Annotated in this window: 14 protein-coding genes, 7 tRNA genes, 1 pseudogene and 1 riboswitch; of the genes and pseudogenes, 10 read left to right on the plus strand and 12 right to left on the minus strand. The window is 63.7% G+C overall.

Features of this window, described 5'->3' with window-relative positions; translation table 11 throughout:
* Positions 1-6 precede the first annotated feature (6 nt).
* Positions 7-462 carry a SufE family protein gene (locus ACX5I4_RS08570; protein WP_461836302.1) on the minus strand — a complete coding sequence of 152 codons (456 nt, stop codon included), beginning with the start codon at positions 460-462 and terminating at the stop codon, positions 7-9.
* A gap of 75 nt (positions 463-537) precedes the next feature.
* Positions 538-1,460 (minus strand): annotated as a pseudogene (locus ACX5I4_RS08575) (sulfurtransferase).
* A gap of 209 nt (positions 1,461-1,669) precedes the next feature.
* On the opposite strand from ACX5I4_RS08575, the gene zapE reads away from it, so the two are divergent.
* Positions 1,670-2,707 carry a cell division protein ZapE gene (zapE, locus tag ACX5I4_RS08580; RefSeq protein ID WP_461836303.1) on the plus strand — a complete coding sequence of 346 codons (1,038 nt, stop codon included), beginning with the start codon at positions 1,670-1,672 and terminating at the stop codon, positions 2,705-2,707.
* A 212-nt stretch (positions 2,708-2,919) separates the two neighbouring features.
* Here zapE and ACX5I4_RS08585 read toward each other — a convergent pair whose 3' ends face one another.
* From ACX5I4_RS08585 to ACX5I4_RS08625, 9 genes are all read right to left on the minus strand, one after another.
* The gene (locus tag ACX5I4_RS08585) at positions 2,920-4,137 is read right to left on the minus strand and encodes a benzoate/H(+) symporter BenE family transporter (protein WP_461836304.1); all 1,218 of its coding nucleotides are present in this window, start codon (positions 4,135-4,137) and stop codon (positions 2,920-2,922) included.
* Between the two features lie 186 nt (positions 4,138-4,323).
* Entirely contained in the window at positions 4,324-4,536 is a 213-nt protein-coding gene (locus tag ACX5I4_RS08590) for an antitoxin (RefSeq protein ID WP_461836305.1), read from the minus strand.
* Positions 4,537-4,646: 110 nt separating this feature from the next.
* Positions 4,647-6,056 (minus strand): amino acid permease, encoded by a 1,410-nt coding sequence (locus ACX5I4_RS08595; RefSeq protein WP_461836306.1) that lies wholly within the window; start codon positions 6,054-6,056, stop codon positions 4,647-4,649.
* Between the two features lie 253 nt (positions 6,057-6,309).
* Positions 6,310-6,385, minus strand: a tRNA-Gly gene (locus tag ACX5I4_RS08600).
* 58 nt (positions 6,386-6,443) lie between these two features.
* Positions 6,444-6,518, minus strand: a tRNA-Val gene (locus tag ACX5I4_RS08605).
* Between the two features lie 49 nt (positions 6,519-6,567).
* Positions 6,568-6,640 (minus strand) — tRNA-Gly (locus ACX5I4_RS08610).
* Positions 6,641-6,698: 58 nt separating this feature from the next.
* Positions 6,699-6,773, minus strand: a tRNA-Val gene (locus tag ACX5I4_RS08615).
* 41 nt (positions 6,774-6,814) lie between these two features.
* A tRNA-Cys gene (locus ACX5I4_RS08620) sits at positions 6,815-6,885 on the minus strand.
* A 56-nt stretch (positions 6,886-6,941) separates the two neighbouring features.
* Positions 6,942-7,014 (minus strand) — tRNA-Gly (locus ACX5I4_RS08625).
* A 327-nt stretch (positions 7,015-7,341) separates the two neighbouring features.
* On the opposite strand from ACX5I4_RS08625, the gene ACX5I4_RS08630 reads away from it, so the two are divergent.
* Positions 7,342-7,413: transfer RNA gene (locus ACX5I4_RS08630), tRNA-Val, on the plus strand.
* Between the two features lie 76 nt (positions 7,414-7,489).
* On the opposite strand, the gene ACX5I4_RS08635 is transcribed toward ACX5I4_RS08630, so the two are convergent.
* Positions 7,490-8,638, minus strand: coding sequence for a GGDEF domain-containing protein (locus tag ACX5I4_RS08635; RefSeq protein WP_461836307.1), 1,149 nt, complete (start codon positions 8,636-8,638; stop codon positions 7,490-7,492).
* A gap of 147 nt (positions 8,639-8,785) precedes the next feature.
* On the opposite strand from ACX5I4_RS08635, the gene ACX5I4_RS08640 reads away from it, so the two are divergent.
* From ACX5I4_RS08640 to ACX5I4_RS08675, 8 genes are all read left to right on the plus strand, one after another.
* Complete coding sequence (locus tag ACX5I4_RS08640; protein ID WP_461836308.1) at positions 8,786-9,667, plus strand: cytochrome; 882 nt, start codon at positions 8,786-8,788, stop codon at positions 9,665-9,667.
* A 50-nt stretch (positions 9,668-9,717) separates the two neighbouring features.
* On the plus strand, positions 9,718-10,284 hold the full coding sequence (def, locus tag ACX5I4_RS08645) for a peptide deformylase (RefSeq protein WP_461836309.1): 567 nt from the start codon (positions 9,718-9,720) through the stop codon (positions 10,282-10,284).
* Positions 10,281-11,201: a methionyl-tRNA formyltransferase gene (gene fmt, locus ACX5I4_RS08650; RefSeq protein ID WP_461836310.1), complete on the plus strand. Its 921-nt coding sequence runs from the start codon at positions 10,281-10,283 to the stop codon at positions 11,199-11,201. The genes def and fmt overlap by 4 nt, the downstream gene beginning before the upstream one ends.
* Entirely contained in the window at positions 11,198-12,748 is a 1,551-nt protein-coding gene (locus tag ACX5I4_RS08655; protein WP_461836311.1) for an RsmB/NOP family class I SAM-dependent RNA methyltransferase, read from the plus strand. Before fmt ends, ACX5I4_RS08655 begins: the two co-directional genes overlap by 4 nt.
* 93 nt (positions 12,749-12,841) lie before the next feature.
* Complete coding sequence (gene rpe / locus ACX5I4_RS08660; RefSeq protein WP_234750213.1) at positions 12,842-13,504, plus strand: ribulose-phosphate 3-epimerase; 663 nt, start codon at positions 12,842-12,844, stop codon at positions 13,502-13,504.
* Positions 13,505-13,603: 99 nt separating this feature from the next.
* Positions 13,604-13,758: riboswitch (FMN riboswitch) on the plus strand.
* Between the two features lie 85 nt (positions 13,759-13,843).
* The gene (gene pnuC, locus ACX5I4_RS08665) at positions 13,844-14,542 is read left to right on the plus strand and encodes a nicotinamide riboside transporter PnuC (protein ID WP_284990753.1); all 699 of its coding nucleotides are present in this window, start codon (positions 13,844-13,846) and stop codon (positions 14,540-14,542) included.
* Positions 14,539-15,690 carry a bifunctional diaminohydroxyphosphoribosylaminopyrimidine deaminase/5-amino-6-(5-phosphoribosylamino)uracil reductase RibD gene (gene ribD / locus ACX5I4_RS08670; RefSeq protein WP_461836312.1) on the plus strand — a complete coding sequence of 384 codons (1,152 nt, stop codon included), beginning with the start codon at positions 14,539-14,541 and terminating at the stop codon, positions 15,688-15,690. The genes pnuC and ribD overlap by 4 nt, the downstream gene beginning before the upstream one ends.
* Complete coding sequence (locus ACX5I4_RS08675; protein WP_461836313.1) at positions 15,690-16,328, plus strand: riboflavin synthase; 639 nt, start codon at positions 15,690-15,692, stop codon at positions 16,326-16,328. Before ribD ends, ACX5I4_RS08675 begins: the two co-directional genes overlap by 1 nt.
* Positions 16,329-16,368: the final 40 nt, after the last annotated feature.

Genomic DNA, 16,368 nt, shown 5'->3' on the forward strand with positions numbered 1-16,368 from the left:
CCCGGATCAGGACAGCAAGCGGTCCGCCGCGGCCACCTTGCGCTTGATACGCCCCAACATGGCGGTCATGCCCCGCATGCGAAGTGGGGTGATGGCCCGGGTGAGGCCCAGCAGTTCGGGCATGTCATCCGGAACGGCCAGGATCTCCGCGGCCGTCGATCCGTCCAGGCCCTCATGCAGGACACCCGCGAAACCACGCGTCGTTGGCGCTTCCGGCGGTGCCTTGAAGAACAAACGGTAGGCGACGCCGTCGGGGTTCTTTTCCTGTTCAATGGTCAGGAAAAGTGGGGACTGGCACTCCACCACTTGCTCCAGGAGCTCAGGGTGATCCAGCAGCCGTTCCGGCAGGGCCGGGAGTCCACGGGAGAACTCAAGCAACAGCTGCAGACGGTCCGGCTCGGTCAGCGCCTGGAAGTCATCGACAATTTCCGCTAATGCGGCGGGCAAGGTATTGGTACTCATCAGTTCCAGCTTACGCACGTCCGGCCCGGTCCGGCGCCGGTTACTTCAATATGGCGCCGAACCGGAGACATCGGACTACTTTCCGGCAAGGACAGGGACGGTGCCCCGTTCGGCGCCCTTGGCGATCGGGACGCGGACGGCATTGCCCCATTCGGTCCAGGAACCGTCGTAGTTGCGGACCGTTTCGAAACCGAGCAGGTACTTCAGTGCGAACCAGGTGTGGCTGGAACGCTCGCCGATGCGGCAGTACGCCACGACGTCGTCGCCCTCGGTGAGGCCGGCTTCGCCGAGGTAGAGAGCCTCGAGTTCCGTGCGGTTGCGGTACGTGCCGTCCTCGGCCGCGGCGCGTGCCCACGGGATGGAAGCCGCGGTGGGAATGTGGCCGCCGCGCAGGGCGCCCTCTTCGGGGTAGGCCGGCATGTGCGTGCGCTGCCCCGTGTATTCCTCGGGGAGCGGACGTCGATCAGCGGCTTTCCAAAGTGAGCCAGGACGTCATCCTTGAATGCACGGATCGGGGCGTCGTTCCGTTCGATGACGGGGTACTCGCCTGGTGTGGGCTGCGGGACATCGGTGGTGATATCGCGGCCTTCGGCGATCCACTTGTCCCGGCCACCGTCCAGGAGCCGGACGTCTTCGTGGCCGAAGAGCGTGAAGACCCAGAGGGCGTACGCGGCCCACCAGTTGGATTTGTCACCGTAGATCACCACGGTGGTGTCGCGGGAGATGCCTTTGGCGGCCGCCAGGGCCGCGAAGGCTGCCCCGTCGACGTAATCCCGGGTGACTTCATCGTTCAGGTCCGTGTGCCAGTCGATCTTGACTGCGCCCGGAATGTGGCCGGTCTCGTACAGGAGGACGTCTTCGTCGGATTCGACAACCACCAGCTTGCCGTCGCCGACGGCGCCGCCTTCGAGGGCTGCGGCAAGCCACTCGGTGGACACCAGCCGCTCGGGATGGGCGTACGCGGCGAACTTCTCGTTCTGTTCAACGGGGTAGGACATTGGTATGGCCTTTCACTGACACTTTCACTGACACCGGGCGGCGCCGGGCGATAGGACGTGCCCGGTATTGATCCCACATTATCGAGGGCGAGGGACTAAAGCTCTTCCCCGTTCATATGGTGAAATATGGCCTTGATCACGTGTCCGTCGGGGCCCCTGATATTGCCGGTATTCTTGCTGGGGACTTACGACACAAAGAACGGACCACCTTGGTACAGATCGAACAGCTCGCCGCGCGCACGCCGGCGGTCTCAGCGGATGAGATTCTCAAGGGTTTCTACCCTTCGCCACGGTTCGGCGAGGTGTCCTTCAACAGCTACCGGCCGGATCCGAACCAGCCGAGCCAGGCTGCGGCAGTCAAGGCCCTGGAGGCCTTCGGGGCGACGATCGGCGCGGGCGACGGAGACGGCCTGTTCAAGCGTCTTTTCAGCAAAAAAGTCAACAGCAGGGCCGGCATCTACCTTGACGGCGGGTTCGGCGTCGGAAAGACCCACCTGCTGGCGTCCCTCTGGCACTCGGCTCCGGGGCCGAAGGCCTTCGGAACGTTCGTCGAATACACCAACCTGGTGGGCGCCCTGTCCTTCCGCAAAACCGTGGAGGCACTGAGCAGCTACAAGCTGGTCTGCATTGACGAGTTTGAGCTCGACGATCCGGGTGACACGGTGCTGATGTCGCGCCTCATGCGCGAGCTCGCCGACGCCGGTGTAAAGCTTGCGGCCACGTCCAACACATTGCCGGGTTCGCTCGGCGAGGGGCGCTTCGCCGCCGTCGACTTCCAACGCGAGATCCAGGTCCTCGCCGACCAGTTCGATGTTGTCAGGATCGATGGCGAAGACTTCCGGCACCGCGGCTTGCCCGCCGCCCCGGCACCCCTGAAGACCGAGGACCTCAAGCGGCAGATGCACGCCGAATTCGATGGCCAGACCGTGGCCGTAGACGACTTCCGCGGCCTAATCGACCATCTTGCCGGTGTCCACCCCAGCCGCTATCGCAAGCTGATCGCAGGAATCGACGCCGTTGTCTGGCGCGACGTGGAAACCATCACGGAGCAGGCTGTCGCCCTGCGCTTCGTGGTGCTGGCAGACCGTTTGTACGACAAGGACGTCCCGATCCTTGCCAGCGGTGTGCCCTTCGACAAGCTCTTCACCGAGGACATGATGACCGGCGGGTACATGAAGAAGTACTTCCGTGCCGTGTCCCGTTTGACCGCCTTGGCACGTGAGGGCCAGAACCACGAACCCTCGTAGGGACCCTGCTGCCCCACAGATTGGGGCAGGCCCTTTCGTGTCGACTCCAAGCCACGTGGGTCCAGACTGACCCTGCTGCCCCACAGATTGGGGCAGGCCCTTTCGTGTCGACTCCAAGCCACGTGGGTCCAGACTGACCCTGCTGCCCCACAGATTGGGGCAGGCCCTTTCGTGTCGACTCCGTCGCCACGCAGGGACCCTGCTGCCCCACTCTACTTTTGGGGTTTCCGGTCCCTGACGACCCAACGGACCAGGATTCCCGCGGCCAGTGCCCAGAACGCAGCGCCGATCCCCGCGAAACTGAGGCCCGAGGCAGCGATCAGGAACGTCACGGAGGCTCCGAGGCGCTCTTCGGCAATAGCCAGCGCCGAGGCGATGGCGGAGGCCATAGTGCCCAGCAGAGCCAAGCCCGCGACGGCTTCCAAGAGCCCAGGCGGTGCCGCCGCCACGATGGTCACCAGCGCGGCGGAAGAGGCCGCCAGCACGAGGTAGGCCAGGCCTGACGTGAAGGCCGCGATCCAGCGACGGCCCCGGTCCTCGCCCGCTTCCTCTCCAGCCGCCAGCGCTGCGCTCAGCGCGGCCAGATTGATCGCATGCCCGCCAAAAGGTGCCCCGAGGGCGGTTCCTGCCCCGGTCACCAGCATCGACTGGCGCCAGGGGACCGTGTAGCCGAAGGACTTCAGCACGGCCACCCCCGGAATGTTCTGGGACGCCATGGTGACAATGAACAATGGCAGGGCGATGCCGGCTGCGGCGCTAAGCGTGAAAGCGGGGGCTGTCCAGTGCAACTCGGGCAAGAGGCGGTTCGCAGGAATACTCACGCCGTTCAGCACGATGTAGAAACCAATGACGGCGAGGGCAACCAGTAGCGCCGCAGGGACAGACCAGCGGGGTGCCAGCTTCATCATGATCAGCCAGCAAAGGATCACGGGAGCCACCAACAGGGGAGCGGTGCCCAAGGCTTTGAAAGGGGCAAGGCAGAGGGACAGGAGAACCCCGGCGAGCATTGCTTGGGCGAGGGCCGTGGGAATCTTCGCGATCAGCCTGCCGAGGGGCGGTATCAGCCCGGTGAGGGCGATCAGAACACCAGCGATAAGGAAGGCGCCGACGGCGGCAGGCCACCCGCCGTCGGGCGTTCCGGCTCCCGCGAGCAATGCGGCACCCGGCGTCGACCATGCCAGCGTGACAGGCAAACGCGACCGCCAGGAGAGCCAGAGCACGCCGATGCCGAAGGTCAGGGTGAGGGCAAGAAGCCCGCTTGCGGCTTGCTCCTGGGTGGCACCAACGGCCCTCAGGCCTGCGAGCACCACGGCGAAGGAGGAAGTGAAGCCGACCAACGCGGTGACGATTCCGGCCACAAGAGGACGGGAGAGCCGCGCGGAGGCGGAAATCTGACGTGGCTGTCCGGTCTTGAGAGGTGACGCTGGCATAGTCACCTACGTTACCGGAGCCGGCATTTGGCTGCGATGGCAGTGAGGAGTCGGGCAAGAGGATGGTTAAACGCCAAGGGCACCGGCGGCGCCTCGCGGCGGGACCGGTGCCCCGTTGACGTAACTGTAATCGGGAGCTCTGGCCGGATAAACCGGCTGCGGAGCCTCATCCGTGGAGGGAGCTACCTAGGCCGGAGCCTTGTCAGCATCGCCGTCGAGGTTGCCCACGAAATCGGAAGCGGCATTCTGAACTGCATCTACTTGATCGGTGAAGCTTCCACCGGTCTTGTCGTCGATGAAATCACCGGCTTTTTCGATGCCGTCCTTGATGGCTTCTTCATTGCCACCAATGAGATCCTGAGCCTTGCCCTTCAGATCGTCAAGTAATCCCACGGGCACCTCCCTTCAATCACGGAGCCAGATCGCTCCTCCGTTCTCGATCCTAACCTGAGACCTTGGAGGTGCCAAGGTCTCATGTGACGTGGATGTCAAATGATTCGTCGTGGCGGTCAAAGCTGCTGATGGCGTGGACTGTTCGGATTCATGAGCGAATGCTTCCGGCCATAGCCGAAATAGATCACCAAGCCGATGAGCAGCCAGACCACAAAGCGCAGCCAGGTTTCCCAATGCAACTGGATCATGAGGAAGGCCGATGCGAGGACGCCGAAGGCCGGAACCAATGGCATGAACGGCAACCTGAAGGTGCGGGGAGCGTCAGGCTTTTTGTAGCGGAAGACGATCACGGCCAAGCACACCACCACAAACGCGGCGAGGATGCCGATATTGGTCAGGTCGGCTACAGCCTTGATTGGGAAGACGCCCGCGAGCAAGGCCGAGGCGATGCCTGCGATCCACGTGACGCGCTGTGGGGTTCCGTGCTTGTCCGTTCCCGCAAACCAGCCCGGGAGCAAGCCGTCGCGGCTCATCGAGAACCAGACGCGTGTGACGCCCAAGAGGAAGGTCAGCATGACGGTCAGGATGGACAGGACCGCGAAGACCGAGATGATCGTTGCGATGACGGGCAGTCCCACGCCAGTGAAGGCGGAGGCGAAACCGGCGGTGGGGTTGATGTCCTTGTAGTTCTGCATTCCGGTGAGCACCAGGGTCGCGGCAACGTAGAGGAGCATGGCGATGACAAGCGACAGCACAATGGCCTTCGGCATGTGCTTCTTGCCATCCGTGGCTTCTTCTGCCGCGGTACTCATGGCGTCGTACCCGAAGACAGCGAAGAACACGGTGGCGGAGCCAGCCAGTACCGGACCGAAGCCGCTGGGCATGAAGGGGTTGTAGTTGTTGGTGTTGATGTAGAAGATGCCCAGGCCGATGATGAAGAGGATCAGGACCACCTTGATAGCCACGGCCACAAGTTCGAAGCGGCCAAACGCCTTGGTTCCGCGGCTCAGGATCCAGGTGACCAGCAGGCAGACCAGGATGGCGGGCAGGTTGATGACACCGCCCTTGCCTTCGTCCACCGTTGAGGTCATCCAGGTGGGCATGTGGATGCCCACCCCGGAAAGGAACGCATCAAAGTAGCCGGAAATTCCGATCGCGACGACGGCGACAATCGCGATGTACTCAAGCAGCAGGTCCCAACCGATGAACCAGCCGATGACCTCGCCCAGGGCAACGTAGCCATAGGTATAGGCCGAGCCGGCCCGGGGAATCATGCCGGCGAATTCTGCGTAGGAAAGTGCCGCAGCCGCGGAGGCAAGGCCTGCCACCAGGAACGAGATCAGCACCGCGGGGCCAACGCCCGGGGTGTCTTTGCTTCCGTGGGCCACCAGGCCGGCCAAGGAGAAGATCCCGACGCCGATGATGCCGCCGACGCCGATGGCTGTCAGCTGCCACAGGCCCAGGCTTTTGAAGAGCCCGCTGTGCTTGCTTTCCTCCTCGATGTCGTCAATAGGTTTCTTCCTCATGATCGAACGGACGAGTGTTTGTTGATTCACCGTGTACTCCTGCCAGTTGGCGTGGACGAATTGGGCCTGAAGAACAGTATGCGACCCGAATCACATTGGATAAAGTGATTTTTGTTGAGTGATATTGATCAGTTCTGCCGATCTTTCCGTTGGGCGATTGCTATGGACTGCGGCTGCGGGCACAAAAAGCAGCTCCGCAGAGCTGCTTGGACGATGGTGCTGTTGACGCCGAAATCACCGGATATCGATCGATTGGAGCGGACGACGAGATTCGAACTCGCGACATCCACCTTGGCAAGGTGGTGCTCTACCAGCTGAGCTACGTCCGCACATGGTGACCGTTCAAGCCTGGGCTGGACGGTCACCAACAAGCAAGTTGCCTTGCCTTGGTGGGCGATACTGGGATCGAACCAGTGACCTCTTCCGTGTCAGGGAAGCGCGCTACCGCTGCGCCAATCGCCCGGATCCGGCATGTGCCGGCCGGCCCGTTGCCGGGACCTTAAAGTCCGAGAGCGGACGACGAGATTCGAACTCGCGACATCCACCTTGGCAAGGTGGTGCTCTACCAGCTGAGCTACGTCCGCACATGGTGACCATTCCAGCCTGGGCTGGACGGTCACCAACAAGCAAGTTACCTTGCCTTGGTGGGCGATACTGGGATCGAACCAGTGACCTCTTCCGTGTCAGGGAAGCGCGCTACCGCTGCGCCAATCGCCCAAATGCTATCCGGTCTGGACCGGAAACCAAGGTTTTCACCGAGGTGGGTACGGGATTCGAACCCGTGTATACGGCTTTGCAGGCCGCTGCCTCGCCTCTCGGCCAACCCACCGTGTAAGCACGATTCCCTGGGGCTCCAAGAAGTCAATGCCGTGACAGTGTCCTGCGAGCGGACGACGAGATTCGAACTCGCGACATCCACCTTGGCAAGGTGGTGCTCTACCAGCTGAGCTACGTCCGCATAGTCATATTCGGCGGGCTGCCCGCAGGGGGCATTCCGTCGCTTTCCGACGAGTAAAAACTCTATAGGAGGTTCCGGGAAACTCCAAATCGTTTGGGCCGGATCGTCAGCAATGGACCCAAGTTCCTTGAATTGGCGCGGATTTTTTGAGTTACACGGCTGTGATTCGCTTGTCGATTCGCGCCAGTCGTGGGGCTGGTTGGGCCGTGGTGGAGCCGACTTGCCTCTTCCAACGCGTGTTGGCGACCGGTGAGTTTTCGAGCGGCTTTTCCCGCCGTTTTCCCGATTTTTGAATTCCGGCCGGGGTCGGTTAGTCTTCTTGTGCACGGGCGATTGGCGCAGTGGTAGCGCGCTTCGTTCACACCGAAGAGGTCACTGGTTCGAACCCAGTATCGCCCACTAAGAGAGGCCCTGCCCGAACCATGGTTCATGTTTCGAGCAGGGCCTCTTGTCGTTGCTCGTGAACCCTCGCCGCTTATGGCTGAGGGGCTGCCCTGACCACCCGGTTCCTGCCGAGCGACTTGGCTTGATAGAGGGCTGCATCCGCGGCAGCAATCATCGCGGACAGGTCGACGCCGTCGAGCGGGCTTGCGGTAACGCCGTAGCTCGCCGTCGGTATATGTATGCCGGCGAGGCTTTTGGTTTCCGCCAAGGCGCGGTTGATGTCGGCCGCGATGCTCTCAGCCCGTTCCTGGTCCGCTCCAGGCAGGAGAAGGATGAACTCTTCTCCACCGTATCGTCCGACCAGGTCGGTGGACCGCACCGATTCCGTGCAGGCAGCCCCGAAGGCTTGGAGCGCGGCATCGCCGGCGGCGTGGCCATACTCATCATTGATCGTTTTGAAGTGGTCCAAGTCAGCCAAGATCAGGGAAGCAACTGAACTTGTGGTGTGTAGGCGCTTCAGTTCCTTGGTGGCCAAGTCAAGGAAGGTGCCACGGTTAAGGAGCCCGGTCAGGTTGTCACGGGCAGCACGTTCGCTGAGCCGGTTGATCAACTGATCGTTGCTGAGGGCGGTCATGCTGAAGGACACGGCAACAAGGAGTATCAGCGTGACCAGGCTGGCCATGGCCGGGCCGAAATACAGGCGGAAATTTGGGCCGGTCGGACCTTCGGCGAGGTACACGGACAGCCTGCAGAAATAGTAAGCGGCGAGGAATCCGGCGGCCAGGGCCATCGACTTGTGAACATGGGAATAGCTGGAATCCAGCAGCCACAGATCGCGGGACGCCAACGCGATGCCCAGTGTCATGAATCCCAGGTACACCAAGCCTCCGGACCAGGTGTTGTGACCAGGGCCTTCCAAGGCAGAGGCGAGGGCCGTGACGCCACACGCCGCGACAAATTGCCATTTTGGCGGTGACAACTTCCTCAAGGAACGGGCACCGGTCCACACACTGAACGCTCCGCCCACCAAGAGGACGTTGCCCGACGGATTTGCCCAGACTTGATGCGGTGTCCCGTTGAGAAGGAAGGCCAGGTTCCCTGAAAGAAAGAAAAGGAGGGCGACGCACCACCACCCGTTGTAGGACGACCGGGTGCGCCGAAACGATGCGTAGAACAGAAGGAGCAGGGTAAGAGCGACCACGCCAAGAGCCACCCGCAGTGTTGTTATATCGAGGACCATTGTTCGCTCCCGTATCCGAGGACGTGACCAATTATGGCACCGCGGATCAAAGAACCCGGTTCGCCATGCATGAGTGGGCTATTCGTTACGCGGTGGTGCGATATGGCCCCGCATCTTCTTGTCAGCGGTGTGTGAAAGAGTTTTCCTATGACAGATCCACTGCTTGCCCATGCCACCGAATACGGCCGGATGTATGCCCGGTCCACGTCCGAGTCCTTCTCGGTTCCTTCCATCACCACGGTGATCGGCCAGCAGGCCCACTCCCTGGACGGCTGGTTCGGCTACATGGGTGCCAGCAGCCTGGCCAAAGACCCGGAACTCCCGCAGCATCTCTCCAGTCCCGCCAAGATGCGGCAAGCTGTCAACAAGGCAGCCAAAGCGGCCGAGGTTTACCGGGACGACGCTGCACGCCGTGGCGACCGCGTGCATAACTACTGTGAGCAAGTGGCCCTCCGCGCACTCGGACGCCCGGACCGAGTGAAGGAGACGCGCGAAGAGCTCGCTTCAAACGGCGAGGAAGCCTTCGCGGCCCGCTTCGATGAATGGTGGGAGTTGTACCGCGTGGAGCCCATTGCGCCCGAGATCACTGTGTGGAACTCAAGCGTCGGTTACGCCGGGACCCTGGACCTCGTGGCCAAAATCAACGGCCGGATCTGCCTGATCGACTACAAGACCAAGGGCACCACCCGCGATGGAACCGTTAAAGCCCTCGATGACAAAGTAGTGATGCAATTGGTGGCCGGGATGAAGGCCGAGGAAAGCCTTGTGGATCCGGTGGCAGGTGAGTGGGAGCCGTGGAAATTCGGAGAGAACCCTGTTCTGCTTGCCGTGGCCATCGGCGAGACCGAAGTGCGTCCCCAGCGGGCCAATCCGGACGTTCTCAAGCACCATTGGTGGAAGTTCTGCGCCTTGAAGCGGGTGTGGGAGATGTCTGCCGATGTTGCCGCTGCCGGAACGGCGCTGCTGCCTGTGGCTCCGCCGTCGTACCCTGCCACCGCGGCGCCCTCAGGCTCAACTAAACTGGCTTAGGCCCCTTTTGCGGGGACCGAAGCTTTGCCGATCGTGAGGAAAGACAGCACATGGCCATTTTGAGTATCCGTATCATCGGCGATCCCGTGCTCCGCACGGTTGCTGATCCCGTCACGGAATTCGGGCCTGAGCTCGCCAAACTCGTGTCGGACATGACCGAAACCATGGAAGACGTGGACGGTGCCGGCCTCGCCGCCCCGCAGATCGGCGTCAGCCAACGGGTCTTTACCTACCGGATCGGCGGCGTGGAAGGCCACATCATCAACCCCGTGCTCGAGAACAGCGATGACTTCCAGCCCGACGAAGTAGAGGGCTGCCTCTCCATTCCCGGGCTCGCGTTCCCGGTTCGCCGCCGCAGGACCACCCGCGCCACCGGCGTGGACATGAATGGCAACCCTGTGTCCGTGGAGGCAGAGGGCATGCTCGCCCGCTGTTTCCAGCACGAAACCGACCACCTGGACGGGATCCTTTTCACGGACCGCCTCGAAGGGGAGGACCGAAAAACCGCCCTCCGGGCCATCCGCGCGGCGAACTACCACTCCGTCACTGAACAAACCACCGCCAAGCGGGCCAACACGGTGGGCTCCAGCTTCGGCAGTTTCGGGGCTGCCGAATGAGGGTGCTCTTCGCCGGCACCCCGGCCGTAGCGGTCCCTTCCCTTGACGCGCTGATCGAGGCCGGATTCGAGATCGTGGCTGTGCTGACCAGGCCGGATGCGCCTACCGGCCGTAAACGTGTCCTGACGCCGTCCCCCGTGGCAGCACGTGCGGCCGAACTTGGTATCGACATCATCCACGCATCGAAGGTGGACGCCGCCACCACGGAGCGGATCGCGTCATATGAGCCGGACGTCGCCGCGATTGTGGCCTACGGGGGCCTTGTCCCGAAGGCCGCCCTTGGCGTGCCGCGCCTTGGCTGGATCAACCTCCACTTCTCCCTCCTCCCTGCGTGGCGGGGCGCCGCCCCGGTGCAGCGTTCAGTCATCGCAGGTGACGACATCACCGGAGCGGCCACCTTTCTCCTTGAGGAGGGACTCGACACCGGACCCGTCTTCGGGACCTTGACGGAAACCGTGCGGCCCGATGACACCGCGGGCGACTTGCTGGAGCGGCTCTCGCTCAGCGGCGCGGTCTTGCTGAGCCAGACGCTCTCGGCCGTCGAAGCCGGAAAAGCGGCGCCCCAGCCCCAACAGGGCGATGTCTCGCTGGCGCCCAAACTGACGCTCGACGACGGCCGGCTCGACTGGACGCAACCAGCCCTCGCCATCCACCGCAGGTCCCGCGGAGTCACGCCGGAACCCGGAGCCTGGACCATGCTCGACGGGCAACGGGTCAAGCTCGAACCGGTGGGCATGCGCCCGGACACCCGCGATCTTGCGCCGGGTCGGATCCGGGTCGACGGCAAGAACGTCCTTGTCGGGACCGGATCCCATGCAGTGCAGCTCGGGCGGGTCCAGCCAGCAGGCAAGAAGATGATGCCGTCGGCCGATTGGGCCCGTGGTTTGGCAACACCAGAAAGCGTGGAATTCGAATGAGTGAGTCCGGCCGGCGCGGCCCCAACAACAGCGGGAACAGGGACGGCGGGGGCCACGGCAACCGCGGTCCCCGCGGCGAGAGCATCCGCAACGCCCAAGGCCGTGAACGCAACCGGGGTCCGCAGCGCGGTTTTTCCGCTAATGCACCGTCCCAGCGGACCCGGCGAGCGGATCCGGCACGACTGGTGGCGTTCGAAGTTCTCCGCGCAGTCGCCTCGGAAGACGCATACGCCAACCTCGTGCTGCCGTCCCGGATCCGCCACCATCACCTCGACAAGCGCGACGCCGGATTCGCCACCGAGCTGAGCTACGGGGCACTGCGCGGCCAGGGGATGTACGACGCCGTCCTGGCCGAGTGCGTCGACCGGCCGCTCGCCCAACTCGATCCGGCAGTCCTTGATGCGTTGAGACTTGGTGCCCACCAATTGCTCGCGATGCGCGTTCCTGCCCACGCCGCACTCGACCAGACTGTCGGGCTGGCCCGCGCGGTCATCGGAGCGGGCCCGTCGTCGCTCATCAACGCGGTGCTCCGAAAAGTCACCGCCAGGACCCTGCCGGAGTGGCTCGACCACCTGCTGGAAAACGAGACCGACGAGACCCGGATCGCTTCCGTACGCCATGCGCACCCGGAATGGATTGTCAGGGCGCTGCGCCAGTCGCTCGTCATGCATGGCCGTCCCGCGAGCGAAATCACCGAACTGCTCGAGGCCGACAACGCTGCCCCTGTGGTGAACCTCGTGGCGCTTCCCGGCATCGGCAATCTTGATGAAGCCCTGGAGAACGGGGCCATTTCCGGCGGACTCGTCATCGACTCGGCGCTGTCCAGCGGTGGAGACCTCGGGCGCATGTCCTCCATCCGCGAAGGCACCACGCGCGTCCAGGACGTCGGATCCCAGTTGGTAGCCCGCGCCGTCGCGGCCGTGGACCTCGGACGGGGCGCCAAGGACGGCGAGAAGTGGCTGGACCTTTGCGCCGGGCCCGGTGGCAAGGCCGCGCTCCTGGCCGCCCTCGCCCGCCAGGAAGGTGCGAGCCTCTTGGCCAATGAACCGGCAGAACACCGGGCGAAGCTGGTCAGCCAAGCCCTCTCGGCGGTTCCGGCGGACGCCTGGACCGTGCGGGTAGGCGACGGTCGCGACGTTGGCAAGGAACAACCGGAAGCCTTCGACCGGGTGTTGGTCGACGTTCCCTGCAGCGGCCTGGGCGCGCTACGCCGCCGCCCCGAATCACGCTGGCGCCGGACCCCCAAGGACCTTGCCGATCTCGGTCCTTTGCAGCGTGAATTGCTCAACTCGGCCATCGACGCCGTCAAACCGGGCGGAGTAGTGGCCTACGTGACGTGCTCCCCGCACCCGGCCGAAACCACCGCCGTCGTCAGCGATGTCCTGCGCAAGCGGGACGACCTGGAGCAGATCGACGCAGGCGCGGCCCTGGACGCTGTCAGCCTGAGCGGCAACCTGGGCGCCGGGCACGAGTTGACCGCCCAATTGTGGCCGCACGTGCATCAAACCGATGCGATGTTCCTGGCACTGATCCGGAAGAAGCCGTAACCTTCGGCGCCTTTCCGCGGCTGAAAGTCCCGCGTGCTTAAGCTGGAGAATTGCCAAAACCATCAGACCGCCACCAACACTGAGGGAACTGCCTTGACTGAGTGCTGTATCAACCCGAGCATCCTGTCCGCGGACTTCGTGAACCTGGAAGCCGAGCTGAAGAGAATCAGCAACGCCGACGCCGTCCACGTCGATGTGATGGACAACCATTTTGTCCCGAACCTGACGCTCGGCCTGCCGGTTGTGGAGCGGATCCAGGCTGTGAGCCCGGTCCCGCTCGACGCCCACTTGATGATCGCCGACGCCGACCGCTGGGCGCCGGCCTACGCTGACGCCGGCGTGGCCTCCGTGACCTTCCATGCGGAAGCGGCGATGGCTCCCATCAAGCTCGCCCGTGAGCTCCGTGCCCGCGGTGCGAAGGCAGGTATGGCCCTTCGCCCGGCAACGCCAGTGGAACCATACCTGGACATGCTCAGCGAACTGGACATGCTCCTCATCATGACCGTGGAACCGGGCTTCGGCGGACAATCCTTCCTGGACGTCACGCTTCCCAAGATCCGGCGCGCGCGTGCGGCGATCGACGGCTCCGGTATCGGCGTCGCAATCCAGGTTGATGGCGGCGTCACGGAGGAGACGATTGTCCGGGCAGCCGAAGCCGGCGCAAATGTGTTCGTCGCCGGATCCGCCGTCTACGGCCATGCGGACCCCGCTGCCGCTATTGAGCGGCTCCGCGCCGCCGGCCTCGCGGCAATGTGACCGGCACCGCGGCAATGTGACAACAATGACGCAATTGCCTGCATATTGGTCGGGGAATACATCAGCCATTCCTCCAGTTGTGTCAGAATAGCAATACACATACGTGCTCCGGGGTCGGTGTAATTCCGAACCGGCGGTTATAGTCCGCGACCCGCGAGCCATCGCGTTTCCTTCACGGGAATCACGGCGGCGGACGGTTGAACTGGTGGAATTCCGGTACCGACAGTTAAAGTCTGGATGGGAGAAGCACGTACAGTCATGCTTTGGGCGCTCCGTGCGCCCGGCATCGCGCTGTCGTACACCCCCGGAGCCATCGCGGCATTCGAGGGAAGGAACGACATGGACTTTCTGCGATGGCTCTTCGAAGCACAGATTCCCGTAGGCGGATCTGTGCTTGTTCTTCGCGAAGTGCTAGGCAATATTTTCGGGCTCGCCAGCGCCCTGGGCGGCATGCGCCGCAAAGTCTGGGCATGGCCCATCGGGATCGCAGGCAACGTGCTCCTGCTGACCGTCTTTCTTGGCAACGTCTTCGGTGCCGCCTCACCGGCAACCCTCTGGGGCCAGGCCGGACGACAGATCATGTTCATCAGCGTCGCCGCCTACGGCTGGTACCGCTGGCGCCAAGGCCTCCAAGCAGGCACCCACGGCCACGCCATTGTGCCCGGCTGGGCAAGCCCCAAAGTGCGGATCGGAATGCTGGCCGCCATGATTGCCGGAACAGCCGCACTCACCCCCGTCTTTGATTCCATGGGCTCCTACCCGCCCGTGTGGGCTGATGCCTGGACCTTTATGGGTTCACTCTTGGCAACGTATGGGATGGCGCGCGGCTGGACCGAATTCTGGTTGATCTGGGTTGCCGTGGACATTGTCGGAGTTCCGCTGCTTTTCAGCGCGGGCTACTTTGCCAGTGCGTTTATGTATCTCTTTTACGGGTTCTTCACACTCGCCGGATTCTTCGTCTGGTGGCGTGCGGACCGACGGGAAAGCCAGCCGCTCAGGGCAACAGCCGAGCCGGAAACCGCAGGAGCCCTCTCATGAGCGATGCCATTAACCCGAAATTTTCGGAAGCTGAGTCGGCGGCCATGGAGACCGCACTCCACGTGGCCCTCCGGGGACACCGTGGCGCCAATCCCTTGGTGGGAGCAGTAGTGCTCGGGCCCAAGGGAGAGCAACTCATCACGGGCTACCACCGGGGCGCCGGCACCCCCCACGCCGAGGCGGACGCGATCACCAAAGCGGAGGCAAGAGGCCTCGACCTCGCCGGAACCACCATGGTGGTCACCTTGGAGCCCTGCAACCACGTGGGCCGCACGGGACCGTGCACCCAGGCGATCATCGACGCCGGCGTATCGCGAGTGGTTTACGCCGTGGACGACCCCCACGATCCGGCAGCGGGAGGGGCCGCGAGGCTGCGCGCTGCCGGTGTGGACGTGCGGTCCGGGCTGGCCGCCGCCGAGGCCTTGAAGCTGAACCGGGAGTGGTTCAATGCGGTGGAGGCGAGGCGTCCGTTCGTCACTCTTCACATTGCCCAGACCCTGGACAGCAGGATCGCGGCCGCGGACGGGACCAGCCAATGGATCTCCAGTCCGGAATCGTTGGCCGACAACCACGGACTGCGCCGCTTGATCGACGCCATTCTGGTGGGTACCGAAACCGTCCTGGTGGACAACCCGCGGCTGACGGCACGGGAAGAGAACGGCGATGAATCGCCAAGCCAGCCACTCCGGGCCGTGATGGGTCTACGGGAGGTCCCGGCGGACGCCGCCGTGCGGGGGACTGACGGGAAGTTCGTCCATTTGCCGACCCGCGACCCTTCCGAAGCTTTGGAGTTGCTCTTCGCCGAAGGCGTCCGGCACGTCATGGTGGAAGGCGGCTCCCGCATCCTGAGCGCCTTCCTTGCCGCTGGCCTTGTGGATGAATTGATCGTCTATCTTGCGCCGACCTTGTTGGGCTCCGGTACGCCGGCCCTGACGGATCTCGGCATCTCCACCCTCGCAGACGCCCAGCACTGGAACTGGGACGACGCCGGTGGCGGTGCGGTCCATGCACTGGGCCGCGACCTCCGGCTGCATCTGAGGTCCGGCCCGTCGGATGGAAACAAACCGGCGTGGACGAAGTCGCACACCGAACACCACGAACCATTTCCGGGCAAGGACGCCTCGGACACCACCACAGGAGGACACTGATGTTTACCGGAATCGTTGCTGAACAAGGCACGGTCCTGTCCGTCGAGCACGACGGCGAGGCCAGCGCTACGCTGCGCCTCATGGCCCCCAGCACCACCGAAGGGCTTGGCTTGGGCGGCTCCATCGCGGTCAACGGCGTGTGCCTTACCGCCACGGACATCGACGGCCGGGAGTTCAGCGTTGACGTCATGGGCGAAACCCTCGTCCGCACCACCATCGGCGAACTGGCCGCGGGTGACACCGTGAACCTCGAACGATGTGTCCAAGCCGGCGGCCGCTTGGACGGCCACGTCGTACAGGGCCACGTCGACGGCGTCGGGCATCTTCTGGAGCGCGAGTCGCTGGGCAACTGGGACCGCCTCCGCTTCGCCGTGCCGGCCCCGCTGGCACGGTACATCGCCGAAAAGGGGTCGATCGCCGTCGACGGCGTTTCACTCACCGTCACCGCCGTCAGCCCGGCCGAAGAAGAGAACCCCTGGTTTGAAGTGGGACTCATTCCCACCACGCTGGACGAAACCGGGCTCGGGGCCAAGGCCACAGGCGGCCGCGTCAACCTTGAGGTGGACGTCCTCGCGAAATACACCGAGCGCCTGCTGTCCTTCCGTTCGCCGGCAACTGCCGGCGGAGCTGCCCAGTGAGCGCCGCACACAACGGCAGCACCACCGTGGTGCGCCAGGG

The organism is Arthrobacter sp. MMS24-S77 (genome assembly GCF_054888235.1).

Bases quoted from the DNA above. Each gene is read 5' to 3' on its own strand.
- ACX5I4_RS08570 (WP_461836302.1), bottom strand. From the start codon at position 462: ATGAGTACCAATACCTTGCCCGCCGCATTAGCGGAAATTGTCGATGAC.
- ACX5I4_RS08585 (WP_461836304.1), bottom strand. From the start codon at position 4,137: ATGCCAGCGTCACCTCTCAAGACCGGACAGCCACGTCAGATTTCCGCC.
- ACX5I4_RS08595 (WP_461836306.1), bottom strand. From the start codon at position 6,056: ATGAGGAAGAAACCTATTGACGACATCGAGGAGGAAAGCAAGCACAGC.
- ACX5I4_RS08635 (WP_461836307.1), bottom strand. From the start codon at position 8,638: ATGGTCCTCGATATAACAACACTGCGGGTGGCTCTTGGCGTGGTCGCT.
- ACX5I4_RS08640 (WP_461836308.1), top strand. From the start codon at position 8,786: ATGACAGATCCACTGCTTGCCCATGCCACCGAATACGGCCGGATGTAT.
- def (WP_461836309.1), top strand. From the start codon at position 9,718: ATGGCCATTTTGAGTATCCGTATCATCGGCGATCCCGTGCTCCGCACG.
- fmt (WP_461836310.1), top strand. From the start codon at position 10,281: ATGAGGGTGCTCTTCGCCGGCACCCCGGCCGTAGCGGTCCCTTCCCTT.
- ACX5I4_RS08655 (WP_461836311.1), top strand. From the start codon at position 11,198: ATGAGTGAGTCCGGCCGGCGCGGCCCCAACAACAGCGGGAACAGGGAC.
- pnuC (WP_284990753.1), top strand. From the start codon at position 13,844: ATGGACTTTCTGCGATGGCTCTTCGAAGCACAGATTCCCGTAGGCGGA.
- ribD (WP_461836312.1), top strand. From the start codon at position 14,539: ATGAGCGATGCCATTAACCCGAAATTTTCGGAAGCTGAGTCGGCGGCC.
- ACX5I4_RS08675 (WP_461836313.1), top strand. From the start codon at position 15,690: ATGTTTACCGGAATCGTTGCTGAACAAGGCACGGTCCTGTCCGTCGAG.